The organism is Streptomyces sp. NBC_00009 (assembly GCF_045040855.1).
GTDB lineage: Bacteria > Actinomycetota > Actinomycetes > Streptomycetales > Streptomycetaceae > Streptomyces > Streptomyces aureus.
This window is the reverse complement of the sequence record NZ_CP108312.1, coordinates 2,013,581-2,026,106: the sequence shown is the minus strand read 5'-3', so window position 1 is coordinate 2,026,106 and position 12,526 is coordinate 2,013,581. Positions and strand designations below refer to the sequence as shown.

The following is a 12,526-nucleotide window of genomic DNA, read 5'->3' as shown; positions in this document are numbered from 1 at the left end:
GGGAAAGCAACAGGCCCCTATAGCTCAGTCGGTAGAGCGTCTCCATGGTAAGGAGAAGGTCAGCGGTTCGATTCCGCTTGGGGGCTCAGACATAAAGGCCTCCGCCCTTCCGGGCGGGGGCCTTTTGCGTTGGGGCTCTCAGTCCTTCTGGAGTTCCGGGACGCGCATGGTCAGGATGGCCATGTCGTCCGAAGGGGCGTCAGACGCGAAACGTTCGACCGCGCGCATGATGCGGGCCGCTACTGCGCCGGCCGTCAGACCCGTACAGGTCGTCAGGACGTCCGCCAGGCCGTCGTCGCCCAGCATGCGGGTGCCTTCGCGGCGTTCGGTGATGCCGTCCGTGACACAGAGGAGGACATCGCCCGGGTCGAGCGTCATCGTCTGCTCGTAGAGCTCCAGGTCCTCCATGACGCCGAGGAGCGGCTGCGGCTCCGCGTACGGCTCGACTGTGCCGTCCTGGCGCAGGCGCAGGGGGAGCGGGTGGCCGGCGCAGACCATCTTCAGGACCGCCGAGCCGTCCTCCTGCGGCCACAACTCGCCGTAGAGGAGCGTGAGGAAGCGGCTTCGGGCGCCCTCGTCGAGGATGGCGGCGTTCAGGCGCTCCAGGACCGCGGGGCCGCCGAAGCCCTCGCGGGCCAGGAGGCGCAGGGCGTGCCGGGCCAGACCGGTGACCGCCGCGGCCTCCGGTCCCGTACCGCAGACGTCGCCGATGGCGAAGCCGTAGGCGCCGTCGCGGATCGGGAAGAGGTCGTAGAAGTCGCCGCCCACCTCGTTTCCCTCGCCGGCCGCGCGGTAGATGACCTCGACCTCGACGCCCGGGATGTGCGGGAGCTCAGGTGGGAGCAGGCTTCGCTGGAGGGACTGACTGATGGCCATGCGCTCCGAGTAGAGGCGCGCGTTGTCCAGGGCGAGCGCGGCACGGCGGCTCAAGTCCTCGGCCAGTTCCAGGATTTCCTGGCGGAAGTGCTCGTCGGACGGCTTGCCGAGTGTGAGCATGCCGATGACGCGGTTGCGGGCGACCAGGGGGAGGACGACCGTCTCGCCGCCGACCGCGGAGGCCGTGGCGAGGGTCGTGCCGATGCCTGAGCTGACGCTCGCCGGTGCGCCGAGGCCGAGGCTGCGCTTGGACGTCCGTAGAGCCGCCTGGTGGGCCGCTTCGGCGGGTGCCGCCCAGACGCGGGCTCCGGGGGTGGGGACCGGGTCGGGCGGGGCGATCTTGGAGAGGAGTGCCTTGAGGCCGTCGATGCGCTCCTCGTCCTCGTGCAGGACGTACGAGAGGTACGGCTCCGAAGACTGGTCGGCGATCGTGTAGACGGCGCACCAGGTGGCGAGCGTCGGGACCGTCATCTGGGCCATGAGCGCCAGGGTCTGGTCGCGGTCGAGGGTGCCGGCGAGGAGGTCGGATGCCTCGACGAGGAAGCTGAGGGAGCCGCGGCGGAGCTTTTCGAGCTCGCCGAGGCGGGCCGACTCGACGGCCAGGGCGATGCGGTCGGCGGCGAACTGGAGGCGCAGGGCCTCCTCGTTCGAGTAGCGGTCGGGTGCCTCGGCCGCGACGCCGAGGGAGCCGGTGAGGCGGCCCTCGACCTTGAGCGGGACCGTGACGACCGAGCGCATGCCCGTGCCGTTGAGGAGCGGGACGGCGCCGGGGACGACTGTGAGGTCCTCGTGGACGGCCGGCATGCGAGCCGAGCCGTAGCGGCCGGGGCCCACCTCCACGGGGACGCGGGCGAAGCGCTGGCGGGCCGACGGAAGGCCCGTGGAGGCGCGGACCTCCAGCTCGGTCTCGTCGTCGGTCGCAAGGAGCAGGAAGGCGGAGTCACCGTCGAGCATGTCACGGGCGCGTTCGACCGTGCGTTGGAGCAGGCTGTCGAGGTCGTCCGGGGCGGGTGAGCCGATGAAGACCTGGAACGGGTCGGACGCGTTGCCCTCGGACAGCGTGCCGCTCTCCGAGGTGGTCTGGCCGCGCAGCGGGGTCTGGAGGACGGCGCGCTCGTGGTCGCGTACGAGGAGGCAGACCGTGGAGGGATCGCCGCCGGCGTCGCGGACGCGCAGGTGGGAGGCGTAGACGGGCGTCACGCGGCCGTTGGCGCCGCGGACGCCGTAGCTGCCCTCCCAGCGCGAGAACTGCAGTGCGTCGGCGATTCCCGTGCTCGTGCCGGGGGTGTGCGGCCAGGCCGCGAAGTCGGTGAGGGGTTTACCGATGACCTGTTCGGCGACGTATCCGAAGAGGTGCTCCGCGTCCTCGCTCCAGGCGGCGACGGCTCCGGTGCGGTCGATCTGGACGACGGCGACCCGCACTCTGCTGTCGGCCAGCGGGAGGAGGTCCGTGGGGAGGGCGGGGCCCGCGGTGCGGGTGCCCACCGAGCGCTGGGGAAGGGCGAGTTGGAACCAGACGAGTTTGTGCGTCGGCGTGTAGTCGACGCCCCAGCGGGTGGCGAGGGCCGCGCAGAGCTGGAGGCCGCGGCCGCCCTCGCGGTCTGGGTTGCCCATGTTGATCGCGGACTGCTGGAGCGGGATCTCGCGCTCCGGATAGCGGTCGGCGACCTCGATGCGTACACCGTCGTCGGTGCGCAGGCACAGGACCTCGGCGGAGGTGCCGGCGTGCACGACGGCGTTCGTCACGAGTTCACTGGTGAGGACGACCGCGTCGTCGATGATGTCGGGGAAGCCCCACCCCTGGAGGGTGTCGCGCACAAAGGCGCGGGCGGTCGCGACGGACCGCCCGACGGGGTCGAAGGTGGCAGCCGCGCGCGCGGTGATCACAGAACTCCCTGTATCAGTCGTACGAGTCTCGACGCCCATGTCTCCCGAACTCATGGCGCGGCCGCCCCCTCCGATGCCCGTCGTCCTCGTGCCACCACCCTGGCCGGGCGGACCGGGGTGGGTGGACAGCCGCATGCAAGGTTACTTACCTTCGCCGTCCATGCGGATGCCGGTCGCCAGTGTTTCCGCCCGGAGGGTGTGCGGACGGTGTGCGAAGCTGCCGAACTGTTATGGCCTGGTTCAGCCATGGTGAAACACTGGGCAGGCTTCCGAAGAGAACCCGAGCAATCCGAGCAGTACGGCCGACCCTTGCGGGAGGGACACAGTGGAGTCTGGCGCAGCGTCGCGAGGCACGAATACGCGCGCAAAGGGCGGACAGTCCCTGGCGAAACAGCGTAAACCGCGCAATGGGACCACAGCGGTGGACACCGCTGCCCTGAACAGACTGCTCGCCGGTCTTGTGGCGATGCGGGACGGTAACTTCCGCAAGCGCCTCACGGTGTCGGGCGACGGCCTCATGGCCGAGATTGCGGCGGTCTTCAACGAGGTCGCGGACCGGAATCTGCACCTCACCGGTGAGCTGTCGCGGGTGCGGCGGATGGTCGGGCGTGAGGGAAAGCTCACCGAGCGGCTTGAGGCGGGCGCCTGTGAGGGCTCCTGGGCTGCGGCGATCAATGCGTCGAACGCCCTGGTCGACGACCTCGTACGCCCGGTCTCCGAGGTCGGACGGGTGCTCACGGCGGTCGCGGAGGGCGATCTGTCGCCGCGCATGGAGCTGCGTTCGCAGGTGCCGGACGGCAACGGTCATCCGCTGCGGGGCGAGTTCCTCAAGGTCGGGCGCACCGTCAACAACCTGGTGGACCAGCTGTCGACGTTCACCGACGAGGTCACGCGGGTGGCCAGTGAGGTGGGCACGGAGGGCAAGCTGGGCGGTCAGGCCCGGGTGCGCGGTATGTCCGGTTCGTGGAAGGACCTCACGGATTCGGTCAACACCATGGCGTACCGGCTGACGGCTCAGGTGCGTGACATTGCTCTCGTGACGACCGCGGTGGCGAAGGGTGATCTGTCCAGGAAGGTCACGGTTCACGTCGCGGGCGAGATGCTCGAGCTGAAGAACACCGTCAACACGATGGTGGACCAGCTGTCGTCCTTCTCCTCCGAGGTGACCCGGGTGGCCCGCGAGGTGGGCACGGAGGGCGAGCTCGGCGGCCAGGCGCAGGTGCCGGGTGTGGCGGGTGTGTGGAAGGACCTCACCGATTCCGTAAATCTTATGGCCGGCAACCTGACGGCCCAGGTGCGCGGGATCGCGCAGGTCACGACGGCGGTCGCCAGCGGTGATCTGTCGCAGAAGGTGACGGTGTCGGCACGCGGTGAGGTCGCCCAACTCGCCGAGACGATCAACCAGATGACCGAGACGCTGCGCACGTTCGCGGACGAGGTCACGCGCGTGGCCAACGAGGTCGGTGCGGAAGGGCAGCTCGGCGGGCAGGCGAATGTGCCGGGTGCGGCGGGGACGTGGAAGGACCTCACCGATTCGGTGAACACGGTCTTCCGGAACCTGACCACGCAGGTGCGCGACATCGCGACCGTCACGACGGCGGTGGCGAACGGTGATCTCTCGCAGAAGGTGACCGTCGACGTCGCCGGCGAGATGCTCGAGCTCAAGAACACCGTCAACACGATGGTGGACCAGCTGTCCGCGTTCGGCTCCGAAGTCACCCGCGTGGCACGGGAGATCGGTGTCGAGGGTGAGCTGGGCGGCCAGGCGCATGTGCAGGGCGCGGCCGGTACGTGGAAGGACCTGACGGACTCCGTCAACACGGCCTTCCGCAACCTGACGGGCCAGGTCCGCAACATCGCGCAGGTGACGACGGCGGTGGCCAACGGCGACCTGTCGCAGAAGGTCACCGTCGACGTGTCCGGCGAGATGCTCCAGCTGAAGAACACCGTGAACACGATGGTGGACCAGCTGTCCTCGTTCGCCGACCAGGTGACGCGCATGGCGCGCGACGTGGGCACCGAGGGCCGGCTCGGCGGTCAGGCGCGGGTCGACGGCGTGTCCGGCACCTGGAAGGAACTCACCGACTCCGTCAACTTCATGGCGGGGAACCTGACTTCACAGGTGCGCCAGATCGCACAGGTGACCACGGCGGTGGCGCGGGGTGACCTGTCGCAGAAGATCGACGTGGACGCGCGCGGTGAGATCCTCGAGCTCAAGAACACCATCAACACGATGGTCGACCAGCTCTCCGCGTTCGCCGACCAGGTGACGCGGGTGGCCCGCGAGGTGGGTACGGAAGGCCGGCTCGGCGGTCAGGCGCAGGTGCCCGGCGTCGCCGGTGTGTGGCGCGACCTGACCGACTCCGTGAACGGCATGGCCGGCAACCTCACCGCCCAGGTGCGCAACATCGCGCAGGTCGCCACGGCGGTGGCGCGCGGTGACCTGTCGCAGAAGATCGACGTGGACGCGCGCGGCGAGATCCTGGAGCTGAAGAACACCCTCAACACGATGGTGGACCAGCTCTCGAACTTCGCCGAGCAGGTCACGCGGGTCTCCCGCGAGGTGGGTACGGAGGGCATCCTCGGCGGGCAGGCCGAGGTCCAGGGTGTCTCCGGCACCTGGAAGGACCTCACGCAGTCCGTGAACGGCATGGCCAACAACCTGACCCTTCAGGTGCGCAACATCGCCGAGGTCACCACGGCCGTCGCCCGCGGCGACCTGTCCAAAAAGATCACCGTCGACGCGAAGGGCGAGATCCTCGAACTCGTCACGACCGTCAACACGATGGTGGATCAGCTGTCGTCGTTCGCCGAGCAGGTGACCCGCGTGGCCCGCGAGGTGGGTACCGAGGGCCAGCTGGGCGGCCAGGCGCGCGTGCGGGGCGTCACGGGCATCTGGAAGGACCTCAGCGACAACGTCAACCTGATGGCCAACAACCTGACCAGCCAGGTGCGCAACATCTCGCAGGTCGCGGCGGCCGTCGCCAATGGCGACCTCACCAAGAAGGTCACGGTCGAGGCGCGCGGCGAGGTCGCGCAGCTCGCCGACACGGTCAACACCATGGTGACGACGCTGAGTTCGTTCGCCGACCAGGTGACCCGCGTGGCCCGCGAGGTGGGCACCGACGGCATCCTCGGCGGGCAGGCCCGCGTACCGGGGGTCTCCGGTACGTGGAAGGACCTCACCGAGTCCGTGAACGGCATGGCGTCGAACCTGACCGGACAGGTCCGCAACATCGCGATGGTCACGACCGCCATCGCCAAGGGCGACCTGACCAAGAAGATCGACATCGACGCCCGGGGCGAGATCCTCGAACTCAAGACGACGATCAACACGATGGTCGACCAGCTGTCCTCGTTCGCCGAGCAGGTGACCCGGGTTGCCCGCGAGGTGGGTACGGAGGGCCAGCTGGGCGGTCAGGCCCGGGTGCGTGACGTCGACGGCACCTGGCGCGACCTGACCGAGTCCGTGAACGAGATGGCCGGGAACCTGACCCGTCAGGTGCGCGCCATCGCGGCCGTCGCCACGGCGGTGACCCGCGGCGACCTGAACCTCAAGATCGACGTGGACGCGGCGGGCGAGATCCAGGCCCTGCAGGACAACATCAACAAGATGATCTCCAACCTGCGCGACACCACGGTCGCCAACGAGGAGCAGGACTGGCTGAAGGGCAACCTGGCCCGTATCTCCGGTCTCATGCAGGGCCGCCGCGACCTGGAGGACGTGGCCTCGCTGATCATGAGCGAGCTGACGCCGGTCGTCTCCGCCCAGCACGGCGCGTTCTTCCTGGCGCTGCCGACGGACGAGGCCGAGGCCGGTTCCGCGCCCGAGGATGCGTACGAGCTGCGCATGCTAGGCAGCTACGGCTACTCGATGGGGTCCATGCCGACCTCGTTCCGGCCCGGTGAGACGCTCATCGGGACGGCGGCCCAGGAGAAGCGCGCGATCCTCGTGGAGAACGTGCCGCAGGGCTATCTGAAGATCGCTTCCGGGCTCGGGGAGGCGCCGCCCGCACACGTCATCGTGCTGCCGGTGCTCTTCGAGGGGACGGTCCTCGGTGTGATCGAGCTGGCGACGTTCCAGCCGTTCACGCAGATCCAGAAGGACTTCCTGAACCAGATCGCCGAGATGATCGCGACGAGCGTGAACACCATCTCCGTCAACACGAAGACGGAGGTGCTGCTCAAGCAGTCGCAGGAGCTCACCGAGCAACTGCGCGAGCGGTCCGCGGAGTTGGAGAACCGGCAGAAGGCGCTCCAGGCGTCCAACGCGGAGCTGGAGGAGAAGGCCGAGCTGCTCGCCCAGCAGAACCGCGACATCGAGGTCAAGAACACCGAGATCGAAGAGGCCAGGCAGGTCCTGGAGGAGCGCGCCGAGCAGCTCGCGGTCTCCATGCGGTACAAGTCCGAGTTCCTGGCGAACATGTCGCACGAGCTGCGTACACCGCTCAACTCCCTGCTGATTCTGGCCAAGTTGCTCGCCGACAACGCGGACTCGAACCTGACCCCGAAGCAGGTCGAGTTCGCCGAGACGATCCATGGCGCCGGTTCCGACCTGCTCCAGCTGATCAACGACATCCTCGACCTGTCGAAGGTCGAGGCGGGCAAGATGGACGTGTCGCCGACCCGCATCGCTCTGGTGCAACTCGTCGACTACGTAGAGGCCACTTTCCGCCCGCTGACCGCAGAGAAGGGCCTCGATTTCTCCGTACGGGTCTCGCCCGAACTGCCCGCGACGCTCCACACGGACGAACAGCGCCTGCTCCAGGTGCTGCGCAACCTGCTGTCCAACGCGGTCAAGTTCACCGACTCCGGAGCCGTCGAACTGGTCATCAGGCCGGCGGGCGCGGACGTGCCCGACGCCATCCGTGAGCAGCTCCTGGAGGCGGGCTCCCTGCGGGAGGCGGACGGCGACCTGATCGCCTTCTCCGTGACCGACACCGGCATCGGCATCGCGGCCAGCAAGATGCGGGTGATCTTCGAGGCGTTCAAGCAGGCCGACGGGACGACGAGCCGCAAGTACGGCGGTACGGGCCTCGGCCTGTCCATCAGCCGTGAGATCGCGCGGCTGCTCGGCGGTGAGATCCACGCACAGAGCGAACCCGGGCGTGGCTCCACGTTCACGCTGTACATGCCGCTGCACGCGAGCGAACTGCCGCCGCAGGGCTACCCGCAGCTCGCGCCCACCATCGAGCCGGGGATGCACGCCGTGCCGATGGAGGTCATGCCGCCCGAGGCGTCGATGCCGCCGGAGGTCAGGTCGTACCAGGACACCCAGCACGGTCCCGCCGCGCTCTTCAGGCGGCGCCGCAGGCAGGTGGCCGCGCCCGAACAGCGGCCGGCGCTGCCGGGACAGCCCGGGCAGCAGGGGCCGGTGGCGCCCGCGCAGGAGCGCGCCCAGGAGCAGTGGGCGGGCACCGGTCAGGAAGGGGCGCCGCAGGAGCGACGCACGTTCCTCTTCGGTGGCGAGAAGGTGCTCATCGTCGACGACGACATCCGTAACGTCTTCGCGCTCACCAGCGTCCTGGAGCAGCACGGCCTGTCCGTGCTGTACGCCGAGAACGGCCGGGAGGGGATCGAGGTCCTCGAACAGCACGACGACGTGACGGTCGTCCTGATGGACATCATGATGCCGGAGATGGACGGCTACGCGACGACGACGGCGATCCGCAGGATGCCGCAGTTCGCCGGGCTGCCGATCATCGCGCTCACGGCGAAGGCGATGAAGGGCGACAGGGAGAAGGCCATCGAGTCCGGGGCCTCCGACTACGTCACGAAGCCGGTCGATCCGGATCATCTGCTTACGGTGATGGAGCAGTGGATGCGCGGGGAGTGACCGGGTAGGTGTGCGTTGCTGAGCAGTTGTTGACCGGGTGTGGCCGAAGCCGTGTAGAACTGCGGTATTCGGGGAACCTTCTGGTCTCCCACTGCGTTTGTGCTACGTGCACAGTGACATCGCGGTGACAGGGTGTGGCGACGGGCGGGGTGCGGCTACCATGACCGGCACAAGGACGGGCGACGCAAGGGAGTCGCCCTCTGGGGCGGCTTCCGGAGCCGCCCCAAGTCCTGCGGACAGGGGCGGCCCCATGCCGGGGCGAGGAGGGCGGGCCATGGTGCAGAAGGCCAAGATCCTCCTGGTCGATGACCGGCCGGAGAATCTGCTGGCGCTGGAGGCCATCCTCTCCGCGCTCGATCAGACACTGGTGCGGGCATCGTCCGGGGAGGAAGCACTCAAAGCGCTGCTCACGGACGATTTCGCGGTCATTCTGCTGGATGTCCAGATGCCGGGAATGGACGGTTTCGAAACCGCGGCGCACATCAAGCGTCGGGAGCGGACACGCGACATCCCGATCATCTTCCTCACGGCCATCAACCACGGCCCGCACCACACGTTCCGTGGGTACGCGGCCGGTGCGGTGGACTACATCTCGAAACCGTTCGACCCGTGGGTCCTGCGCGCGAAGGTCTCGGTCTTCGTCGAGCTGTACATGAAGAACTGCCAACTGCGGGAGCAGGCGGCCCTGCTGCGGCTCCAGCTCGAGGGCGGCGGGAAGTCCGACGTCGGCGACTCCAAGGAGCCGGCCGGGCTGCTGGCCGAACTCTCCGCGCGGCTCGCGGCCGTTGAGGAGCAGGCAGAGGCGCTCTCGAAGCAGCTCGACGACGAGTCGGCGGACGCTGCCGCGGTCGCCACGGCCGCGCATCTCGAACGCAAACTCACCGGGCTGCGCCGCGCCCTTGACGCACTGGAGCCCGGTACGGGAAGCGGCGCACCGTCACTTCCTTCGCAGAACTGAGCAGCAGCCCACCATTTGAGGAAGCGTCACCTCCGGGCACTCCGATCCGCGACACGGACGGGTGAAGCAGTAGGCACACGTGTCCGCAGTGGTCTCCACCGGTAACCTCGCACTCATGGCCTCACGTCCCGCAGCCAAGAAGACGCCCGCGAAGAAGGCGGCCGCGCCGACCAAGGCTCCGGCGAAGAAGGCCCCTGCCAAGAAGACGGCCGCGAAGAAGCCCGCGGCCAAGAAGGCGCCCCCGAGGAAAGCCGCGGCGAAGAAGCCCGCGCCCAAGCCGGCGCCCAGCCCCACCGGGGGCGTGTACCGGCTCGCACGGGCGCTCTGGCTGGGCGTCGCGCACAGCGTGGGCGCGATGTTCCGCGGCATAGGCCGTGGCGCCAAGGGGCTCGACCCGGCGCACCGCAAGGACGGCCTCGCACTCCTCCTCCTCGGTCTGGCGCTGATCGTCGCGGCGGGCACCTGGTCGAATCTGCGCGGACCCGTCGGCGACCTCGTCGAAATGCTCGTCACGGGCGCGTTCGGCCGTCTCGACCTGCTCGTGCCTCTGCTGCTCGGCGGCATCGCCGTACGCCTCATCCGGCACCCCGAGAAGCCCGAGGCCAACGGGCGCATCGTGATCGGCCTGTCCGCGCTCGTCATCGGCGTACTCGGCCAGGTCCACATCGCCTGCGGCTCGCCCTCCCGCACCGATGGCATGCAGGCCATAAGGGACGCCGGAGGGCTCATCGGCTGGGGCGCCTCCACCCCGTTGAGCTTCACCATGGGCGAGGTGCTCGCGGTACCGCTCCTCGTCCTGCTCACCGTCTTCGGACTGCTCGTGGTCACCGCGACGCCCGTGAACGCGATTCCGCAGCGACTGCGGCTGCTCGGTGTGAAGCTCGGCGTCGTCCATCCGGACCCCGAGGACGACGCGCTCGGTGCGGCGGACGACGACGAGCGCTACGACGAACAGTGGCGCGAGTCCCTGCCCGCGCGCTCCAGGCGGCGCCCGGCGGACCCCGAGACGTACGACCCCGACCAGGCGGAGCAGGAGGCGCTCTCCAAGCGGCGTAGGCCCCGGCGCACCCCTGTGCAGCCCGTCGTGACCCGGCCCATGGACGCGGTCGACGTGGCCGCAGCGGCCGCTGCCGCGCTCGACGGGGCCGTGCTGCACGGCATGCCGCCGTCGCCGCTGGTCGCCGATCTGACGCAGGGGGTCGGTACGGAGCGGGAGAGCGCTCCGGAGCGCACGGCGCCGGTGCCTACCGCGCGGGCGAAGGCCCCGGCGAAGGAGACCAAGGAGCCGGCACCTGAGCCTGCGGCCGCAGCGGCAACCGCAGCCGCGGCGGCCAAGGCCGGCGTGCCCGACCTGACGAAGTCCGCCCCCGATGCCCCGCGCGACCTCCCGCCGCGCGCCGAGCAGCTCCAGCTGTCCGGTGACATCACCTACTCGCTGCCGTCGCTCGACCTCCTGGAGCGCGGCGGCCCCGGCAAGTCACGCAGCGCGGCCAACGACGCCGTCGTCGACTCGCTGTCGAACGTCTTCTCCGAGTTCAAGGTCGACGCCCACGTCACCGGCTTCACGCGCGGCCCGACGGTCACCCGCTACGAGATCGAGCTCGGCCCCGCCGTGAAGGTCGAGAAGATCACGGCGCTGGCCAAGAACATCGCCTACGCCGTCGCGTCCCCGGACGTCCGGATCATCTCGCCCATCCCCGGCAAGTCCGCCGTAGGCATCGAGATCCCGAACACCGACCGCGAAATGGTCAACGTGGGCGACGTCCTGCGCCTCGCCGACGCGGCCGAGGACGACCACCCGATGCTCGTCGCGCTCGGCAAGGACGTCGAGGGCGGTTACGTCATGGCCAACATGGCCAAGATGCCGCACATCCTCGTCGCCGGAGCCACGGGCTCCGGAAAGTCCTCCTGCATCAACTGCCTGATCACCTCGATCATGTGCCGGGCGACCCCCGAGGACGTGCGCATGGTCCTCGTGGACCCCAAGCGCGTCGAGCTCACCGCGTACGAGGGCATCCCGCACCTGATCACGCCGATCATCACCAACCCCAAGCGGGCCGCCGAGGCGCTGCAGTGGGTCGTGCGCGAGATGGACCTGCGCTACGACGACCTTGCGGCGTTCGGATACCGGCACATCGACGACTTCAACCAGGCGATCCGCGACGGCAAGCTCAAGACGCCCGAGGGCAGCGAGCGCGAGCTGAAGACGTACCCGTATCTGCTGGTCATCGTCGACGAGCTCGCGGACCTGATGATGGTCGCGCCGCGGGACGTCGAGGACTCGATCGTGCGCATCACGCAGCTCGCGCGCGCGGCCGGCATCCACCTGGTGCTCGCCACCCAGCGCCCGTCGGTCGACGTCGTCACCGGCCTCATCAAGGCCAACGTCCCCTCCCGGCTCGCCTTCGCCACCTCCTCGCTCGCCGACAGCCGCGTCATCCTCGACCAGCCCGGCGCCGAGAAGCTGATCGGCAAGGGCGACGGGCTGTACCTGCCGATGGGCCAGAACAAACCCACCCGTATGCAGGGCGCCTTCGTCACCGAGGACGAGATCCACGCGGTCGTCCAGCACTGCAAGGACCAGATGGCGCCCGTCTTCAGGGACGACGTCACCGTCGGGACCAAGCAGAAGAAGGAGATCGACGAGGACATCGGCGACGACCTCGACCTGCTGTGCCAGGCCGCTGAGCTGGTCGTTTCCACGCAGTTCGGCTCCACGTCGATGCTCCAGCGCAAGCTGCGCGTCGGCTTCGCGAAGGCCGGGCGGCTCATGGACCTCATGGAGTCGCGGAACATCGTGGGGCCGAGCGAGGGTTCGAAGGCACGTGACGTTCTTGTGAAGCCTGACGAACTGGATGGAGTGCTCGCCGTGATCCGCGGGGAGGCTCAACCGTGAGGCGCGCGTCGCAGGGACAGCGCGCGCCCCGCAGGACGAACGGACGGCTCACACTCGCGATCGACGCTCACTC

At 69.0% G+C, this 12,526-nt stretch carries 4 protein-coding genes and 1 tRNA gene; 4 read left to right on the top strand and 1 reads right to left on the bottom strand.

What is annotated here, in order from left to right:
• Positions 1–13 precede the first annotated feature (13 nt).
• A tRNA-Thr gene (locus tag OHA58_RS08975) sits at positions 14–86 on the top strand.
• 52 nt (positions 87–138) lie between these two features.
• Here OHA58_RS08975 and OHA58_RS08970 read toward each other — a convergent pair.
• Positions 139–2,817 (bottom strand): SpoIIE family protein phosphatase, encoded by a 2,679-nt coding sequence (locus OHA58_RS08970; RefSeq protein WP_405478070.1) that lies wholly within the window; start codon positions 2,815–2,817, stop codon positions 139–141.
• Between the two features lie 271 nt (positions 2,818–3,088).
• On the opposite strand from OHA58_RS08970, the gene OHA58_RS08965 reads away from it, so the two are divergent.
• The 3 genes from OHA58_RS08965 (at position 3,089) to OHA58_RS08955 (ending at position 12,453) form a co-directional block, all read left to right on the top strand.
• Entirely contained in the window at positions 3,089–8,599 is a 5,511-nt protein-coding gene (locus OHA58_RS08965; RefSeq protein ID WP_405478068.1) for a HAMP domain-containing protein, read from the top strand.
• A gap of 274 nt (positions 8,600–8,873) precedes the next feature.
• Complete coding sequence (locus OHA58_RS08960; RefSeq protein WP_116509145.1) at positions 8,874–9,557, top strand: two-component system response regulator; 684 nt, start codon at positions 8,874–8,876, stop codon at positions 9,555–9,557.
• Between the two features lie 115 nt (positions 9,558–9,672).
• On the top strand, positions 9,673–12,453 hold the full coding sequence (locus tag OHA58_RS08955) for a DNA translocase FtsK (protein ID WP_405478066.1): 2,781 nt from the start codon (positions 9,673–9,675) through the stop codon (positions 12,451–12,453).
• The last annotated feature ends 73 nt before the right edge of the window (positions 12,454–12,526 follow it).

What these genes read in the sequence shown, in the direction of transcription:
- OHA58_RS08955 (WP_405478066.1), top strand. Translation starts at nt 9,673, where the DNA reads ATGGCCTCACGTCCCGCAGCCAAGAAGACGCCCGCGAAGAAGGCGGCC.
- OHA58_RS08960 (WP_116509145.1), top strand. Translation starts at nt 8,874, where the DNA reads ATGGTGCAGAAGGCCAAGATCCTCCTGGTCGATGACCGGCCGGAGAAT.
- OHA58_RS08970 (WP_405478070.1), bottom strand. Translation starts at nt 2,817, where the DNA reads ATGAGTTCGGGAGACATGGGCGTCGAGACTCGTACGACTGATACAGGG.